Origin of the sequence: Pseudomonas sp. SJZ103, assembly GCF_007828335.1 — a bacterium.
Taxonomy (GTDB): Bacteria; Pseudomonadota; Gammaproteobacteria; order Pseudomonadales; family Pseudomonadaceae; genus Aquipseudomonas.
The window spans coordinates 422,454-439,636 of the sequence record NZ_VIUN01000001.1 but is presented as its reverse complement, the minus strand read 5'-3'; the positions used below and the strand labels follow the sequence as shown (position 1 = coordinate 439,636).

At 61.3% G+C, this 17,183-nt stretch carries 18 protein-coding genes; 7 read left to right on the top strand and 11 right to left on the bottom strand.

The window, feature by feature from the left end; translation table 11 throughout:
* Window positions 1-37 precede the first annotated feature (37 nt).
* Window positions 38-2,377 (top strand): TonB-dependent Fe(3+) dicitrate receptor FecA, encoded by a 2,340-nt coding sequence (gene fecA / locus FBY10_RS02245; RefSeq protein WP_145335231.1) that lies wholly within the window; start codon window positions 38-40, stop codon window positions 2,375-2,377.
* On the opposite strand, the gene FBY10_RS02240 is transcribed toward fecA, so the two are convergent.
* Window positions 2,374-3,246: a LysR family transcriptional regulator gene (locus tag FBY10_RS02240; protein ID WP_145335233.1), complete on the bottom strand. Its 873-nt coding sequence runs from the start codon at window positions 3,244-3,246 to the stop codon at window positions 2,374-2,376. The two genes, fecA and FBY10_RS02240, sit on opposite strands and share 4 nt — an antisense overlap.
* A gap of 104 nt (window positions 3,247-3,350) precedes the next feature.
* Here FBY10_RS02240 and FBY10_RS02235 point away from each other — a divergent pair, with 104 nt between their 5' ends.
* Complete coding sequence (locus tag FBY10_RS02235) at window positions 3,351-4,862, top strand: MFS transporter (protein ID WP_145335235.1); 1,512 nt, start codon at window positions 3,351-3,353, stop codon at window positions 4,860-4,862.
* 49 nt (window positions 4,863-4,911) lie between these two features.
* Here the strand turns inward: FBY10_RS02235 and FBY10_RS02230 are convergent, their stop codons facing one another.
* On the bottom strand, window positions 4,912-5,322 hold the full coding sequence (locus tag FBY10_RS02230; RefSeq protein WP_131698315.1) for an HPF/RaiA family ribosome-associated protein: 411 nt from the start codon (window positions 5,320-5,322) through the stop codon (window positions 4,912-4,914).
* 213 nt (window positions 5,323-5,535) lie between these two features.
* A complete protein-coding gene (locus FBY10_RS02225; protein ID WP_131698316.1) occupies window positions 5,536-6,483 on the bottom strand; it encodes a LysR substrate-binding domain-containing protein in 948 nt (315 codons plus the stop codon).
* A 137-nt stretch (window positions 6,484-6,620) separates the two neighbouring features.
* On the opposite strand from FBY10_RS02225, the gene FBY10_RS02220 reads away from it, so the two are divergent.
* Both FBY10_RS02220 and FBY10_RS02215 read left to right on the top strand, forming a co-directional pair.
* Entirely contained in the window at window positions 6,621-7,997 is a 1,377-nt protein-coding gene (locus FBY10_RS02220; RefSeq protein WP_145335237.1) for an L-serine ammonia-lyase, read from the top strand.
* 337 nt (window positions 7,998-8,334) lie between these two features.
* Window positions 8,335-8,652, top strand: coding sequence for a DUF3509 domain-containing protein (locus FBY10_RS02215; RefSeq protein ID WP_131698318.1), 318 nt, complete (start codon window positions 8,335-8,337; stop codon window positions 8,650-8,652).
* Here FBY10_RS02215 and FBY10_RS02210 read toward each other — a convergent pair.
* From FBY10_RS02210 to FBY10_RS02195, 4 genes are all read right to left on the bottom strand, one after another.
* The gene (locus FBY10_RS02210; RefSeq protein ID WP_027604688.1) at window positions 8,649-9,137 is read right to left on the bottom strand and encodes a phosphate-starvation-inducible protein PsiE; all 489 of its coding nucleotides are present in this window, start codon (window positions 9,135-9,137) and stop codon (window positions 8,649-8,651) included. The two genes, FBY10_RS02215 and FBY10_RS02210, sit on opposite strands and share 4 nt — an antisense overlap.
* A gap of 168 nt (window positions 9,138-9,305) precedes the next feature.
* Complete coding sequence (locus FBY10_RS02205) at window positions 9,306-9,575, bottom strand: type II toxin-antitoxin system RelE/ParE family toxin (RefSeq protein ID WP_145335240.1); 270 nt, start codon at window positions 9,573-9,575, stop codon at window positions 9,306-9,308.
* Complete coding sequence (locus FBY10_RS02200; protein WP_115487608.1) at window positions 9,565-9,753, bottom strand: antitoxin; 189 nt, start codon at window positions 9,751-9,753, stop codon at window positions 9,565-9,567. Before FBY10_RS02200 ends, FBY10_RS02205 begins: the two co-directional genes overlap by 11 nt.
* Window positions 9,754-9,907: 154 nt before the next feature.
* On the bottom strand, window positions 9,908-10,153 hold the full coding sequence (locus tag FBY10_RS02195; protein WP_065924200.1) for a DUF6124 family protein: 246 nt from the start codon (window positions 10,151-10,153) through the stop codon (window positions 9,908-9,910).
* A 423-nt stretch (window positions 10,154-10,576) separates the two neighbouring features.
* On the opposite strand from FBY10_RS02195, the gene FBY10_RS02190 reads away from it, so the two are divergent.
* Window positions 10,577-10,837 carry a YebG family protein gene (locus tag FBY10_RS02190; protein ID WP_012722374.1) on the top strand — a complete coding sequence of 87 codons (261 nt, stop codon included), beginning with the start codon at window positions 10,577-10,579 and terminating at the stop codon, window positions 10,835-10,837.
* Between the two features lie 55 nt (window positions 10,838-10,892).
* Here the strand turns inward: FBY10_RS02190 and FBY10_RS02185 are convergent, their stop codons facing one another.
* Window positions 10,893-11,912 (bottom strand): Glu/Leu/Phe/Val dehydrogenase dimerization domain-containing protein, encoded by a 1,020-nt coding sequence (locus FBY10_RS02185; RefSeq protein ID WP_027604689.1) that lies wholly within the window; start codon window positions 11,910-11,912, stop codon window positions 10,893-10,895.
* A 184-nt stretch (window positions 11,913-12,096) separates the two neighbouring features.
* Here FBY10_RS02185 and FBY10_RS02180 point away from each other — a divergent pair, with 184 nt between their 5' ends.
* The gene (locus FBY10_RS02180) at window positions 12,097-12,900 is read left to right on the top strand and encodes a SirB1 family protein (protein WP_145335242.1); all 804 of its coding nucleotides are present in this window, start codon (window positions 12,097-12,099) and stop codon (window positions 12,898-12,900) included.
* Window positions 12,901-13,061: 161 nt separating this feature from the next.
* Here FBY10_RS02180 and maiA read toward each other — a convergent pair whose 3' ends face one another.
* Genes maiA through hmgA form a run of 3 tightly spaced genes read right to left on the bottom strand, consistent with a single transcriptional unit; the run spans window position 13,062 to window position 16,283 of the window.
* A complete protein-coding gene (maiA, locus tag FBY10_RS02175) occupies window positions 13,062-13,697 on the bottom strand; it encodes a maleylacetoacetate isomerase (protein ID WP_145335244.1) in 636 nt (211 codons plus the stop codon).
* Between the two features lie 12 nt (window positions 13,698-13,709).
* A complete protein-coding gene (gene fahA / locus FBY10_RS02170) occupies window positions 13,710-14,996 on the bottom strand; it encodes a fumarylacetoacetase (protein ID WP_145335246.1) in 1,287 nt (428 codons plus the stop codon).
* 3 nt (window positions 14,997-14,999) lie between these two features.
* On the bottom strand, window positions 15,000-16,283 hold the full coding sequence (gene hmgA, locus FBY10_RS02165; protein ID WP_145335248.1) for a homogentisate 1,2-dioxygenase: 1,284 nt from the start codon (window positions 16,281-16,283) through the stop codon (window positions 15,000-15,002).
* Window positions 16,284-16,403: 120 nt separating this feature from the next.
* Here hmgA and FBY10_RS02160 point away from each other — a divergent pair, with 120 nt between their 5' ends.
* The gene (locus FBY10_RS02160) at window positions 16,404-17,183 is read left to right on the top strand and encodes an IclR family transcriptional regulator (RefSeq protein WP_131698323.1); all 780 of its coding nucleotides are present in this window, start codon (window positions 16,404-16,406) and stop codon (window positions 17,181-17,183) included.

The window sequence follows — 17,183 nt, the reverse complement described above, 5'->3', positions numbered from 1 at the left end:
AAGCCACCTTGATCCTTCCTTCTCAGGACCGCCCTTCATGCCCCAGCAACCCACCCTCCTCGCCCGCACCTTGCGCCAACTGCTACTGGGCGCCAGCCTCAGCTTCACCGTACTGCCTGGCGTGATGGCGGCCGATGCCAAGCCGTATCACATCGCGCCAAGCTCGCTGGAAGCAGCCCTGAACCAGTTTGGCCGCGAAGCCGGCGTGTTGATTTCCTTCGGTTCCGAGGTCACCGCGGGCATGCAGAGTCGTGGTTTGTCCGGCAACTACAGCGCTGCCGAGGGCCTGCAAAAGTTGCTGGAAGGCACCGGCCTGCAAGCCCGCGCCGAGGGCGACAATGCCTACAGCCTGCAACCGGCAACAGCGCCGGCGACTGTCGAGTTGGCGACCTCTAGCGTGGTCGGCGACTGGCTCGGCGATGCGGCACAAACCAATATATTCGAACACCCCGGCGCCCGTGACGTGATCCGCCGCGAAGAGTTCGAACGCCAGGGCGCTACCCAGGCCAAGGACGTGCTCAATCGCATCCCCGGCGTCAACGCCCCGGACAATAACGGCACCGGCAGCCACGATATGGCGCTGAACTTCGGCATTCGCGGCCTCAACCCGCGCCTGGCATCGCGCTCAACGGTGCTGATGGACGGCATCCCGGTGCCCTTCGCGCCGTACGGCCAACCGCAGTTGTCCTTCGCGCCGATCAGCATGGGCAACATGGACGCCGTGGACGTGGTACGTGGCGGCGGCGCGGTGCGCTACGGCCCGCAGAACGTTGGCGGCGTGGTCAACTTCGTGACCCGCGCGATCCCGGATGCGCCGACCGTCAAAGGTGGCTTGCAGACCGAAACCAGCCCGTCTTCCAGCCATGACGGCTTCAAGACCACCGGCAACCTGCTGGCCGGCGGCACTGCCGAGAATGGCCTGGGCGGCGCGATTTTGTATTCCGGCACCCGTGGCGGTGACTGGCGCGAAAACAGCAACACGCGCATCGACGACCTGATCCTCAAAGGCAAATACCAGCTCGACGACGCCAACAGCTTCAACGCCATGGCGCAGTACTACGAAGGCCAGGCCGATATGCCTGGGGGCTTGAACGTCGCGGACTACAAGGCCGATCCGTATCAGTCCACCCGCCCCTACGACAAATTCTGGGGCCGCCGTACGATGTTCAACGTCGGCTATCGCTACGAGCAGGACCGCCGCGAATTCACCGTCAACAGCTTCTTCACCAAGACCCTGCGCAGTGGCTACCTGGACCAGGGCACCTTCCTGTCGCTGTCCCCGCGTGAATACTGGGTGCGCGGCGTGGAAACCCGTTTCGCCCAAGGCTTCGACCTCGGTCCGACCAGCCATGAAGTGGGCGTCGGCTACCGCTACATCAACGAAGCCGGCCACGAGTTGCGCTACCGCACGCCGATTTCCGCCAATAACCAGCAAATCCCCAGCACCGACAGCCGCAATGACCGCGACACCCGCGGCGGTACCGAAGCCAATGCGTTCTTCGTCGATGACCGGATTGATATCGGCAAATGGACCATCACCCCGGGCATCCGCTACGAGATGATCGAGTCCCAGCAGAGCAACAACCTGACCAACGTCAAATACAAAGGCGACTACAACACCGCGCTGCCGGCGTTGAACGTGCTCTATCACCTGACCGACGACTGGAACCTGTACGCCAACACCGAAGGTTCATTCGGCAGCGTGCAGTACAGCCAGATGCCCAACCGTGTGACCAGCGGTGAAGTGAAACCGGAAAAAGCCCGCACCTGGGAACTGGGTACCCGCTATGACGACGGCACCTTGCGCGCAGAGATCGGCGCGTTCCTGATCAACTTCGACAACCAGTATGAAAGCAACCAGACCAACGATTCGGTGATCGCCCGCGGCGAGACGCGCCACCAGGGTATTGAAACCAGCGCCAACTACGCCCTCGATGGTTTGAGCCCGGCGTTGGCCGGTTTCGATGTGTACGCCACCTACGCCTATGTCGACGCCACCATCCGCGAAGACGGCCCGAACAAAGGCAACCGCGTGCCCTTCTCGTCCAAGCACAAGGGCACCCTTGGCGTGGGTTACACCGAAGGGCGCTGGAAACTCAATGTGGACAGCAGCTATCAGAGCAGCCAGTTCGCCGACAACGCCAACACTCAGGCAGAAAGTGCTGACGGCGCCAACGGTCGAATCCCCGGCTACATGCTGTTCAGCAGCCGCGCGGCCTATGATTTCGGCCCGCAACTGTCGGATCTGAACGTGGCGGTCGGCGTGAAGAACATCTTCAACAAGCAGTACTTCACGCGCTCGTTCGACGATAACAACAAGGGCAAATACGTTGGTGAACCGCGTACGGTGTACGTGCAGACCTCCATCGCGTTCTAACTGCCCGCCAGGCAACTGGGGGTGGCCGCGACCAACGCATCGATTGCACAGCGTGTCTTGGCCGGCATATGGACGGCAGTGGGCCAGATCACATGGATGGGCGCAGGTTGGTCGCGATAGTCGGGCAACACCGCGACCAACCGCCCACGCAGCACGTAATGCGCAATCAACCAACTCGGTAACCAGGCCAGGCCGACGCCCGCGATGGCGGCATCGGCCACGGCCTGGAGGTCGTCCATCATTAACGGCGAGGCCACGCGATTGCGCTGCGGGGTGGTACTGCGATAGGCGATACCGCGGTGGTCGGCAAGGTCTTCAATGCATTCAATCGGCCCGACGCGCTGCAAGTACGCCGGTGACGCCGCCAGTCCCATGGCCTGCTCGCCCAGGCGACGAGCACTGAGGCGGTCGGTGTCGGGCAGCGGGCCGATCCGCACGGCGACGTCGAAGCCTTCCTGTGCCAGGTCCACCAGCCGATCGGCGAAGCTGATCTCGATCTCCAGTTCCGGATAACGCGCCATCAATCCCCACAATGCCGGGGCCGCATAGTGGTGCCCGAACGCCAGTGGCAGGCTGGCCCGCAAGCGGCCGCGTGGCTGTTGCCGGCCGCTTTCCAGCACTGACTCGGCAGCCTCGAGTTCCGCCAACGCCCGCAGGCAATGTTCGTAGTACGCCTGGCCGTCCTCGGTCAGGCGCTGGCGGCGGGTGGAGCGCTGCAGCAGGCACGTGCCCAGCCGTGCTTCCAATCGCGCCAGGCCCTTGCCAACCGCAGAGCGTGTGAGGTTCAGCCGTTCGGCGGCCTCAGTCAGGTTGCCGCTTTCGACGATGTGCAGAAACAGCTCAACGCCATCAAAACGCGGTGTGGCCATGGCTCTATTGTCGCCCTTGATTCCCCTATGGACAGAAAACTTATCACGAATAACGAACCCTATTCCCCTGAAAATACCCCGACACCCATCCACAGGAGAATCCCATGCCACCCGCCGCCACGTTAACCGCCGCCAGCCGCCCGCGTACTGCCAGGAATGGCCTGGCCCTCACTGCCGTGTGCCTCGTCGCCCTGATGTTCGACCTGGAGATTTCCAGCGTCCCGGTGATCCTGCCGACGCTCGAGCGAGAATTGGGCACGGGCTTCCAGGACGCCCAATGGATCATGAACGCCTACACCCTCGCCTGCACCTGCGTGCTGATGGCAGCGGGCACATTGGCGGATCGCTTTGGTCGTCGCCGCATGCTGGTGTTGTGCCTGTGGGTGTTTGGCCTGGCCTCCCTGGCCTGCGGGCTGGCCGAGGATGCCTCGCTGCTGATCACGGCGCGGTTTGTCCAGGGCATCGGTGCCGGAGCGATGATGATTTGCCAGTTCGCCATCCTGTCGCACCTGTTCAGCGAACCGGTAGCGCGGGCACGGGCGTTTGCAATATGGGGGGTGATTGCCGGCGTGGGCCTGGGCTTCGGACCGATGATCGGCGCATTGATCCTGACGGTGACGGATTGGCGCTGGGTGTTCCTCGTGCACGTGCCGCTCACCCTGTTCACTCTGGTGCTGCTGCGCATCAGCGTGCAGGAGTCCCGTGACCCGGCCGCCCGTCGCCTAGACATCGCCGGCATGCTCACCTTGACCGTGTCGGTGTTTGCCCTGGTGTACTTCATCACCCAAGGCAGCGAGCACGGCTTCGGCACACCGGCCATGCTCGGTTGGGCGGCGTTGTCGGTGCTCGGCTTGCTGCTGTTCATCACGGTCGAGCTTCGCAGTGCGCACCCGATGTTCGACTTCTCGGTGTTCCGCATCCAGCGTTTCAACGGCGCGTTGATGGGTTCGATCGGCATGAACTTCAGCTTCTGGCCGTTCATGATCTACCTGCCGTTGTACTTTCAGGCGGGCCTGGGTTACGACACCTTGACCACCGGCGCCGCGTTGCTCGCCTACACCCTGCCGACCTTGCTGGTGCCGCCGCTGGCAGAGCGCCTGGCCCTGCGCTATGGCGCCGAACGCATCATCCCCCTCGGCCTGGGCCTGATGGGCGCGGGCTTTCTGGCCATGGCCGCCGTCAACGGCGCCGAGCACCCACGTATCGAGCTGGTGCTGCTCATTTGCGTGATCGCCGGCGTAGGCCTGGCGCTGACCAACTCGCCCACCACCAACACCACCACCGGTTCGGTGTCGGCGGACCGCGCGGGCATGGCCTCGGGCATCGACCTCAGTGCGCGGCTGATCACCCTGGCGCTCAACATTGCCCTGATGGGGTGGGTGCTGTTGCTGGGGATCAGCCATCAACTGGCCGAGGTGCTGCCCGCCACCACGGCAATGGATTGGCCGGTTATCAGTCAAAACATTGCCGCAGGAAAACTCGAGTCGATGGGGCTGACAGTCAACGACGCCCAGGCGGCACTGCGCCACGGCGCCGGTTGGGCGATGCTGTTTGCCGGGTTGGGTGCTGGCGGGTTGGCGCTGTTGAGCCGGTATTTTTTCCGACGCGGCCGCTAAACGAAAACGGGCCTGCAGATGCAGGCCCGTTTGCAGGGGGTGAAAAAAGTTAGCCGTTGATGACAGCGTTTTCGTTTTCCAGGAATTCCTGTTCCAGCGCGTCTTCGTTCACTTTGTTGATTGGCTGGTTTTTCGCGGCAGCGCGGGGCTTGCCTTGCAGTCTGCCAAACAGATGTTCCAACGCGTGATCGAGCTTGGTGGCCGCACTGTCAATCGCCTGTTCGAGGGTATCGCCCTTGGCGGACACCGAAAGCGCTTGATGGCCTTTAGGCCGCGCTTCCAGGCGGCAACTTAAATCGTGGGGACCGGGCTTGTCGCCGTTCTCATCCCGCAGGTAGACCTCCACTCGGGTCAGGTCTTCTTCATAACGTTCGAGCGTGCTCTCAATGGTAGTACGTACCCACTCCTCCAGTCGGATGCTGCTTTCAATATGGTTATCGCTATTGACTTGGATTTGCATAGTTCTTCCCTTATTTCAGCTAGCTCGCGGGAGGTCACAAACTGCAACACCGGGGTGGTGAAACCATGACCTCTTGATTACACAATTGAGCAGCCAGAGAAACATTTCAACCCCTTTGCAAAGATAAATCCTACATTACAAATTAACCCTGACGACAAGCAAAAACGCTGTTAGGGTGGGGAGTTAGTTACATCTTCTTACGCCCTGCGATCCTCACAATTGCCCCTCTCCCAGCGGGTGCAAAGCGCGAAAAATCCCTGCTTCCTCTACCAGCCAGTCATGCACCGCGCGCACGCCCGGATGGCTCAGCGCGCCCGGCGCATACAGCAGCACATAGCGTTTGTGGTTGGGCACCGCAAGGCCGAACGGCACGATCAAGGTGCCGCGTTCCAGCTCATCGTTGAGCAAGGTGCGTCGCGCAATCGCCACGCCCATGCCGGCGATGGCGGCTTCGATGGTCAGGTGGTTGCGGTTGAAGGTGTGGCCACGGCGTACGTCTGCGTCGTGGTAGCCGATGGCATTCAGATAGAACTCCCACTCCGCATACTCATAACTCCCACGCCAGGCGGTAATGTCGTGCAGCAGCGGGAAATGCACGAGGTCGGCTGGGCCGTGCAACGGCGGCCGCCCTCGCAACAGGCTCGGCGCGCACACCGGGAAAATCTGCTCATCCAACAGGGCTGTGGATAACAGCCCGGGGTAGCTGCCGTCATTGAGGTCGATGGCGAGGTCGAAGTCACCTTCGTGCAGGGCGATGCTGCTGTCCTCGGCGACCATACGCAGTTGAATATCCGGGAAGCGCTGCTGCAAACGCGGTAAACGTGGAGTCAGCCACTTGCCTAGGAACGAGGGGATAGAGCGCAGGCGCAAGGTGCCGCTGATCATCCCCGCGTCCAGGCGCTGCAACTCGGCGTCGATGCTGCCATAAGCCTCCCCCACCGTTGCCGCCAGGCGCTGGCCCTCGGCACTCAGCTCCACACCCCGCGCTCGTCGATGAAACAGCCGAAACCCAAGACGCTCCTCCAACTGGCGGATTTGTTGGCTCACCGCCCCCGGAGTGATGTGCAGTTCTTCGGCGCAGCGGGTGAACGACAAATGCCGTGCAGCGCAGGAAAACACGTGCAGCCAGACATAAGTCTGGCCATTGAGAGGGCGAGCCATAGGGTTTAGTCCTGCTAAAGGGTGTCTTAGGATAATTCGTTGGTCAGTGCTGATCCAGAGGCTCAGTATCACGCCAACTGCGCTCGTCCTACAAAACATGGCAGCGATTCCTACTCCATTGCTTGTAAGGCTTTAGCATGGCTATCAGTGTTTTCGATCTATTCAAGGTGGGCATCGGCCCTTCCAGCTCCCATACCGTCGGCCCCATGCGCGCGGCGGCGACCTTCGTCCAAGCCCTGAGCGACCAGCAATGGCTGGGTGAAACGCGCCGCGTCGAAGTGCGCCTGTATGGCTCGCTGTCCGCCACCGGTGTCGGCCACGCCACCGACCGCGCCTGTGTCATGGGCCTGATGGGCGAATGGCCGGATCAGGTCGCTCCCACCTCGATCAACCCGCGTATCCAACAACTGCGCGAGTCCGGTCGCTTGTTACTGGCCGGCAAGCATGAAATTGCCTTCAACTGGCAAAGCGACCTCCTACTGCTGGACGAAAGCCTGCCCTACCACCCCAACGCCATGTCCCTGCTGGCCTACGGCGACAACGGCCTGCTGAGTGAGCAAACCTATTATTCGGTGGGTGGCGGTTTCATCATCGACGCCGCTGAAGCCGCTTCGGGCATTGCACCGACCAGCGATGTGCAATTGCCTTACGAGTTCTCCAGCGCCGTCGAACTGCTGGCCCTGTGCAACAAGCATGGCCTGCGGGTTTCCGAATTGATGATGGCCAACGAGCGCGCATGGCGCAGCGATGAACAGATCCGCAGCGGCCTGCTGCATATCTGGTCGGTGATGCGCGAATGCGTGGAACAAGGCCTGCGTGACGAAGGCATCCTCCCAGGCGGCCTGGACGTGCCCCGCCGCGCAGCAAAACTGCACCGCAGCCTGCTGGAAATCGGCAAACCCAATGTGATCACCTCGACCTTGTCGGCCATGGAATGGGTCAACCTGTTTGCCCTCGCCGTCAACGAAGAAAATGCCGCGGGCGGTCGCATGGTCACCGCGCCGACCAATGGCGCGGCGGGGATCATCCCGGCGGTGCTGCATTACTACATGAAGTTCAACGCCGCCGCGTCCGACGACGATGTGGTCAATTTCTTCCTGGCCGCCGCAGCCGTCGGCATTCTGTGTAAGAAAAACGCCTCAATCTCCGGTGCCGAAGTCGGCTGCCAGGGCGAAGTCGGGTCAGCCTGCGCCATGGCCGCCGCCGGCTTGGCCGACATCCTCGGCGCCAGCCCCGAACAACTGGAAAACGCCGCCGAAATCGGCCTGGAACACAACCTCGGCCTGACCTGCGACCCAGTCGGCGGCCTGGTGCAAGTGCCGTGCATCGAGCGCAATGCCATCGCCGCGGTCAAGGCCATCAACGCCACGCAAATGGCTCTGCGCGGCGACGGCAAGCACTTCATTTCCCTCGACCGGGTGATCCGCACCATGCGCGATACCGGCGCCGACATGCATGACAAATACAAAGAAACGTCACGGGGCGGCCTGGCGGTCAGCTGGGTGGAGTGCTGATTGCGCTGTCAGCGATCGTTTTTTCCGTGTTGCCCTGAAACGGATCACCGATCTCAATAACAACATAGAACCCATGTGGGAGGGGGCTTGCTCCCGATAGCGGTGAATCAGCCAAGTATTCATTGACTGATGCACCGCTATCGGGAGCAAGCCCCCTCCCACATAAGGCGCTCATTGTTTGACAGATCGCTGTACGGCACGCCCTTTGCTGTACAGCTCATGAGGTAAACGGAATTTGTACAACCTCAGCGACGGAGTGGCCGGTGGTCAGGCAACGCGAACTAATCACGACACCGGTCGTCAATGACTGCATGTTCTTATCAGGCGGTAACGCACCATGGACAATCCTTTTCAGATCATCACCGACACCTTCACCCCAAAATACCGCGTCAACCTGAGCATCCAACGGCTCGACGGAAGCATCATGCTCACCCTCTCGGATGAGACGGGTGTAGTGGCCAAACGCATGATCAGCGCCGAACAACGCAACGACCCGCAACGGCTCAAACGCCTGGTGCAAAGCATTCAATTCGGCATTGCCATCGAGCAGGGCCACAGCGCCATGGAGATCCTGACGGTGATGACGGACGGCGACAGCCACAAATTGTTGCAGCGGCCACCGGCCCGCGCCCTTCCCTTCAGCGTCGGGCTTTAAAGCTCACCCTTCTCGGTTTCCAGGCTCGCCTCGCCCTTGCGACGCGGGCCTTCGACCTTCACCGACGGGAACGCCGACGACGCGTAACGCACCACCAGAATCGCAAACGCCAACAGCAGAATCCCGCCGCACAGGTAGATGATGCCGAGGTCGGGCGGGTTGTGGTGAGACACGTTGGAGATCAACAGACGCGTCAGCGCGGTGATCGCCACGTAGATCAGGAAGCGCACCGGCATGTGGTTGGTCTTGAAATAAATCCCGACCATCGCGCCCAATTCCAGGTAGATGAACAGCAGCAAGATGTCATCGATCTTGATGTGTCCATTCTCCAGCATCCCCAGAAATTCCATCACCGCTGCCCAGGCGGTCACCGCACCGATGGCGAACAACGCCAGGTAGTGGAACGACTCGACAAACAGGTTACCCAGGGACTCGGCCAGCCCATGGACTTGATGGCGCAGCTTTTCGGCCCAATTAAATTTCACGATGGTGCTTCCTTAGGTCGGTTCGACCGGATAATGCGGGTTGGACGTGACGGTTGTTCTGCATGCAGAAAAAAGGCCAGAGGCGGGTATAAGATGATGGCGGGGTGACATGAGACACGTGGGAGGATGAGCAGAGTAGATACTTTGCCAATCCGAGAAGCGGATTTTTCAAGGATATCGCTGGCGGGCGTGTAAAACCGAGATGACCCGAATGTTGTCTGTCACCTTATAAACGACCAGATAATTCGGGTGTACCACCATCTCTCGCGTGCCGATGACACGCCCAGGGCGGTAAAGATGGGGCCTACGAGAAAGAGCCAGCACGGAGGCTTCTATTGCTTGGTTTAGCTCAAGCGCAGCAACTGGATTGCGGTCGCTGATGTAATCAGTAATTTGCCGGAGTTGCACCCGCGCTGCGGGAGCCCACTCAATCAGCATCGCCTTTCTTGCGTTTGGATTCGATTAACGCGCGCATCTCTGCCATCACTTCATCATGAGGAATGCCAGGGCTTGGATCATCAAGAGCGGCCTGTACCTTGGCGCGAAACCAGCGGTCATAGCTGTCGGCCTGCTCTTCGGTATCTGCGGGGATACCTGAGGAAAAGGAAGTGTCCATAAAAGCCTCCGTTGTCGATGAAGAAGGAGTCTAGTCGCTGGAGTTTTTACTGTCGTGCTCCGAGCGATGAAGTGAGTAACAGGAAAAATCGAAGCCATTTGTGACTATTTTTTGACCGTTCCCATAAACGTAGGAACGGTCAGAGGGCTTGGCATCAAACTGGTGCGACTTTCTCTAGCGCTTGGTCGACTAACAGACCGCCAATCTCAACCAATTGGTGAATGGCCAATACCAGACTTCGCTGCGGACCTTCAAGGTCGAATGCCAGCATATTAGCCATTTCACGGGCGCTGTTCAGGGTTTCGCTGGCGTTAGCCAGTAAGGTTTCTGTGTCAGCTTCAGGCGTGACGCTGAATAGCGTCGAATCGGTGGACGGGGGGTTGGGAGTGATTTTTTTCATAGATTAGTTCCTTAGTTAAGAAACCATCACCGCCTGCCGCCAAGCAGGTTGGGTGACGGATTGCACAAGGTTGGCGGACCGGTAAGGAACAACCCGGCACCCCGAAGGGTCCATGCGCAACCCGCCATGACACAAGAATGCAAATGCAAAAAACGCCTGCAGTCTTATAGGGGTGTTGTTGCGCTTCCTTGTTGGGCCGCCAAGCCCGCTAGCTGCATTTGCAGCGCCCGGTGAAAGTAAGCCACCGGACAATTCCAGCGCAACCCCGGCAAGTTGTCAGAAATTTCCGGTGTAGCAAACCCCTATTTCCCGGCTACATTAAAAAACTGCTACCCAAACCCCACAGTTTGGCTTAACCTTTTAGCTGTATATAAATACAGTAGTCGCAAAAGACAACTATCGTGAAGGCATGTGAGGTGGTGAATGGCCGTCGAAGTGGTATACCGCAGCAGCCGAGATCTGGAGCGTTTGTTCATGGATAAAGCCGAAGCTGACCGTCATGACAAGATGCTTGAACTCGCTGAGTTGCTCGCAGAAGTGTTGCAAAAAGCCGTGCCGTCCCTGAGCGAGCAGCAGGTGGAAGAAGCGGGGATCTACATGGCGAAGAATCGCGATGTGTTTGCCAAGGCGTTCAAGAGCCAACCGGACGCGTTGTCCGAGCTGCTGAACGCACCGGCGGAATAAAGTCCGAATTGAACAGGCCCTGAGTCCATGATTCAGGGCCTTTTTAATGCCTGGCCTATTTGTAGAGCAAACGCTCGGCCAGTTCGTCCGCGACCCGTGCCGGGGAACGTTTTTCGGCCTGGGCGTGGGCGAAGATTTCGGTCAGGCGCGTGCCGATGTTGGACAGGTGCGCGGTGATGGTCGGCAGTTCGGCGCCGCTGTGCTTGAGGGCGACGTAGATCAGGCCACCGGAGTTGATCACGTAGTCCGGGGCGTAGAGGATGCCGCGGCCTTCGAGTTGGTCGGCCACTTGCAGGTTGGTCAGTTGCGCACTGGCGGAACCGGCCACGGCGGCGCAGCGTAGCTGGCCGACGCTCTGGCGGTTGAACACGGCGCCCAGGCCGCAGGGTGCGAGGATGTCGCACGGGGTGCTGAGCAAGGCGTCGTTGGCGATCGGGTGCGCGCCGAGCTGTTCCATGGCCAGTTGCACCTTGCCGTGATCGATGTCGCTGACCAGCAGTTCGGCGCCGGCGGCGTGAAGTTGTTCGGCCAGGGCGAAGCCCACGTTGCCCAGGCCCTGGATGGCCACGCGCAAGCCTTCGAGGTTGTCGCTGCCCAGACGGGCCATGGCGGTGGTGCGGATACCGGCGAACACGCCCATGGCGGCATGGGGCGAAGGGTCCCCGGCGGCGGTGGTGCTGGTAACGAAACGGGTGTGTTGAGCGATGCAGTCCATGTCGGCGACCGAGGTGCCGCTGTCGGTGGCGGTGATGTAGCGACCGTCGAGTTGCTCGATGCAACGACCGAAGGCTTCAAACAGTGCCGCACGGTTTTCCACATGGGCGGGGCGCAGGATCACCGCCGTACCGCCACCCACCGGCAACCCGGCCAGGGCGGCCTTGTAGCTCATGCCTTGGGCCAGGCGCGCGGCGTCCGCCACGGCGCTTTCATCGTCGGGGTAAGCAAGGTAGCGACAACCACCCAGGGCTGGGCCCAGGCGGCTGTTGTGGATGGCTATGACCGCCTTCAACCCCGTCACCGGGTCGATGCTCAGGTGCAGCGATTCAAGGCGGGTGCTGTGCATGAGAGCAAACATCGTCGAGCTCCCGAATCACTTCTTGTGTCGCCAAGTATAGGCTTGCGGCAGAAAACTGCCGAAGTGCGCTGGAATAAGCCGCTCGGTTTTGCAGGCCCTGCGACATAAGCACGTAGGATATCTCTCAAGACACTGGACGAAATTTCCCAGCAAGGCTAAAACGGGGCATCTGCCGGAGAAAGCAATGAATCCCCGCCAAGCCTTTTTCGCCTGCCTGGAACGTTCGCCCCCCGCGCTGTTTGAAGCCGCGCTGTGGATTGCCGCCGAGCATGACCCGGCGGTGCTACCGGCGTTGATCATGCAGGACCTGAAATTGCTCGAGCAACAGGTCAACCAGGGCATGCCCATGCTGCCGGCGGACGAACTGGGGCAGCCCTTGCTGCGACGCATGAATGACCTCGGCTTCGCCCAGGATGACTTCACCCCGCTGCGCCCCGCCGCCGCCCTGCTGGACAAGGTGTTGCAACGCAAACGCGGGCAGCCCCTGGCCCTGGGGTTGATTGCCATGGAGCTGGCTCGACGCCTGGGGATCCCCATGGTCGGCGTCAACTTCCCCGGCCACTTCCTGTTGCGGGTGCCCGGTGCCGATCACCTGCTGGACCCCTGCGGCGGGCGACGCCTGTACCCCAACGATTGCCGCGAGCTGCTGCAACGCCAGTACGGCCCCAACCTCAAGTTGCAGGTCGACCACCTGCACACCGCCGAACCCCGTTCGATCCTGCAACGGCTGTCCCGCAACCTGCGCCAGTTGCACCTGGCCAATGACAACCCTTTGGCCGCGCTGATCGACGCCGAGCGCGTGCTGGAACTGGGCAATGCCAGCGCTGCCGATTACCTCGCGCGGGCCAGCCTGTATCAGCGCCTGGACTGCCCCAACGCCGAGCGCTTCGACCTCGAACACGCGCTCATGCTCAGCGAAGACCCGATCCAACGCCTACGCCTGACTGAGCGGCTGGGGCACCTGCCGCCCAACTTCGTGGTGCATTGAACCCACGACTTTTCAGCAGCAAATTGTCCTGTGGCGAGCGGACTTGCCACAGGACAATTTGCTCTTCAATCGATCGGTAAAATCAGGCCATGCCGATGGCGAAGGTGCCGGCAAACAGGAACATCAAGGTTTTTATTGTTCCCGCGCGAGGGAACGATCATTCAAGGCGTATCGGGTTGGCTGGCAGGATGGGCCTGGATGAATGCCGGATGCTGCGCCGCCAACGCCGCCACCCTGCCGATGCGCGGGTAAGCCGCCAATGGCACCTTGAAGCGCTCCGCCGCATACAACTGGGGAATCAGGAATGCGTCCGCCATCCCCGGCTGCTCGCCAAAGCAATAACCCTTATCGCCAATCAACTGCTCCACCGCACCCAGCCCCAGGCTGATCCAATGCCCGATCCACTCCAGCACCTGCACTTCATCATGCCCCCACTGACGCAGCAGGTTCTGGGTGCTGGAATTGTGCAACGGGTGAATATCGCAGCCGATGATCGACGCCACCGCGCGTTCATGGGCACGGGTGACCATGTCCTTGGAAAGCAGCGGCGCCTGTGGATAACGTTCGTCCAGATATTCAATGATCGCCGCGGACTGAATCAGCAACTCGCCCTCATCGGTGCGCAAGGCCGGGACGCGACCTTGGGGGTTGATGGCCAGGTATTCGGGCTGGCGATTGGCGCCACCCGCCGGCACCAGCAGGTTGACGGGCACCGCAGTGAAATCCAGGCCCTTGAGCGCGAGGGCGATGCGCACCCGGTATGACGCCGTTGAACGGTAGTAGGTATAGAGTTCCATCGCCCTGCCCTCCTAGCGCGCCGCGACCACGGTGCCACGGCATTCGCCGAAGCCGATGGAGGCAAAGCCTTCACGGTTGCAACGGGCGCGCAGAATGACTTCATCACCGTCTTCAAGGAACCTGCGCACTTCGCCGGAAGGCAGTTCGATGACCTTCTTACCGCCCTCGGTCATCTCCAGCAGGCTGCCGAACTGCCCTACCTCAGGGCCGGACAAGGTGCCCGAACCGAACAGGTCGCCGGCCTGCAATTGGCAGCCGTTGACGCTGTGGTGCGCCACCAACTGCGCGACGGTCCAGTACATATGCAGGCTGTTGCTCAGGGCCAGACGATGGGCCGGCAGGTTTTGCTCGCGCATCGACGCCGTGGTGAGCAGTACTTCCAGTTCTATATCGAAGGCGCCGGCCGCCTGATCGCGTTTATCCAGCAGGTACGCCAGCGGTTGCGGATCGCCTTCGGGCCGCGCTGGTTGTGCTTTACGGAACGGCTCCAGGGCTTCGGCCGTGACCACCCACGGTGAAATGGTGGTGATGAAGCTCTTCGACAGGAACGGCCCCAGCGGCTGGTATTCCCAGGCCTGGATGTCCCGCGCCGACCAGTCATTGAGCAGGCAGAAACCGGCGATATGCTCGGCCGCATCGCCAATGGCAATCGAGTCGCCCATGGCATTGCCCTGGCCGATCCAGATGCCCAGTTCCAGCTCATAGTCCAGGCGTGCGCAGGGGCCGAAGCTCGGCTCAGTCTGGCCGGCCGGCAAGGTCTGGCCTTTGGGGCGACGTACCTCGGCACCCGAGGTGCGAATGGTCGAGGCGCGGCCGTGATAACCGATCGGGACGTACTTGTAGTTCGGCAGCAGCGGGTTATCCGGGCGGAACAGTTTGCCGACGTTCTGCGCGTGCTCGATGCCGACGTAGAAGTCGGTGTAGTCGTTGATCTTCGCCGGCAGGTGCATCTGGCAATCGGCGGCGCGGTGCAGCACCTGCGCTTCACGGGTTTGCAGTTTGCTGCCCTCCGCCAGCAGTTCCAGCAGGCGCTCGCGCAACGCCACGCGCGGGCCACGGCCCAGCTCGAAAAAGGCGTTCAACTGGCCGCCCACGGTGGATTCAACGGCTTGGCGGGCCTCGCCTTCAAACTCATCCAGGGCGGCGTGCAGGTCGAGGATCGCGTCGCCAATCGCGACGCCGCTGCGCGGGGCCGAGCCATTGATGCTGAACACCCCCAGCGGCAGGTTTTGCAGGGGGAAATCGCGGTGACCGTTGGCGGAGGCTACCCAGCTGCGGGTAAGGGTTGGCTGCGTCATGGGTTATCTCCGGTTCGGGTTGAAGGTGGCGGGCAGCGAGGCCCAGCACGCGTCATAAGAAGGTTGCAATTGCGGGCACTCCAGGGCGAACTGGGTCGGACGCAGCACTTGGCTGGTCTCGAACATGAAGGCCATGGTGTTGTCGATCTTGTGCGGCGCCAGGTCCACGTTGATGGCTTTGGTGCAGGTCTCGCCGTCCGGGCCGTGGGCGCTCATGCAGCTGTGCAGCGACGCGCCGCCGGGCAGGAAGCCTTCGGCCTTGGCGTCGTAGGCGCCCTGGATCAAGCCCATGTATTCGTTCATCAGGTTGCGGTGGAACCACGGCGGACGGAAGGTGTTCTCGGCCACCATCCAGCGCGGCGGGAATATCACGAAGTCGAGGTTGGCCAGGCCATGAGTGCTGGTGGGCGAGGTCAATACAGTGAAGATCGACGGGTCGGGGTGATCGAAACTTACCGTGCCAATGGTGTTGAAACGGCGCAGGTCGTATTTGTACGGCACGTTGTTGCCGTGCCAGGCCACCACGTTCAGCGGTGAATGGTCCAGCTCGCAGGCCCACAGTTCACCGAGGAATTTCTGCACCAGCGTGGTCGGTTGCTTGAGGTCTTCGTAGTGGGCCACCGGGGTGAGGAAGTCACGCGGGTTGGCCAGGCCGTTGCTGCCGATAGGCCCCAGGTCCGGCAGGCGCAGCGGTGCGCCATGGTTTTCGGCGACGTAACCGCGCGCTTGTGCATCCAGCAGTTCAACGCGAAATTTGAGGCCACGGGGCAACACCGCAATTTCCAGCGGCTCGACGTCCAGCACGCCCAATTCGGTGGCGATGCGCAGGCGGCCCTGCTCGGGCACGATCAACAGTTCGCCGTCGGCATTGAAGAACACACGGTCCATGGAGCGATTAGCGCAGTAGTTATAGATGCTGATGCCCGAGGGTTTTTCCGACCCGGCGTTGGCCACCATGCCGACCAGGCCGTCGATAAAGTCCGTCGGCTCAGTCGGAATATCCAACGGGTTCCAGCGCAGGCGATTGGGCGTCACTGCGCCCAAAGGGCCACCGGCCAGCTGCCGCTCCAGCTTGATAAACGCCGGGTGATTGGCCGACGGTTGGATGCGGTACAGCCAGGTGCGGCGGGCTTCGCTGCGCACCATGGTGAAGGCGGTGCCGGAAAACAGTTCGGTATACAGCCCGTAGGGCGCTTTTTGCGGAGAGTTCTGCCCGACCGGCAAGGCGCCGAGCAAGGCTTCGCTGGCGAATTCATTGCCGAAGCCCGACAGGTATTCGAGGTTCATGGATCATCCTCTATGCGGAAGTTGTTTTTATCGTAATCCAGTTACGCATAACGTAATTTGATCACTGTCGACCGTCAAGCTATAAAGACGCCCATTCATCTCTCGGATTCTCGCCTCTCCATGGAAAAGCCCCGCGACACCGGTAAACAGAAAGTCCGCTCGGCCGAAGTGGGCACCGATATCCTCAAGGCCCTGGCCGAACTGTCGCCCTCCACGTCGTTGTCGCGGCTGGCCGACCATGTGCAGATGCCGGCGAGCAAGGTGCACCGTTATTTACAGGCGCTGATCGCCTCAGGTTTTGCCGAACAGAACACCGCCACCAACCATTACGGCCTGGGGCGCGAAGCATTGCGTGTTGGCCTGGCCGCGCTGGGTAGCATGGACGTGCTGAAAGTCGGCGCGATGCCCCTGGCAGAGCTGCGCGACGATTTGAATGAAACCTGCTTTCTGGCGGTATGGGGCAACCAGGGCGCAACCGTGGTACAGATCGAACCGGCCGTGCGCGCCGTGACGGTGGTGACGCAATTGGGTTCGGTGTTACCGCTGCTCAGTTCATCCACCGGGCTGGTGTTCAGTGCCTTCCTGCCGTCGCGGGAAACCGTCGAGTTGCGTGAGCGTGAAATTCAGGCCGGTACCGCCCATGCCCTCGCCAACGACCAGGCCTACGCCACGGCCTGTGAACAGATCCGCCAGCGCGGCCTGCACTTTGTGCATGGCCTGCTGATGCCGGGGGTGGATGCGTTGTCGGCGCCGGTGTTCAACGCGGTCGGGCAAGTGGCGGCGGTGATGACCGTGGTCGGTCCCACCTCGCTGTTCCACGCCGACGAAGATGGCCCGGCGGCGCAGCGCTTGCTGGCGGCGACCCGGGCCGTGAGTTGGCGGATGGGCTACCAGCCCTGA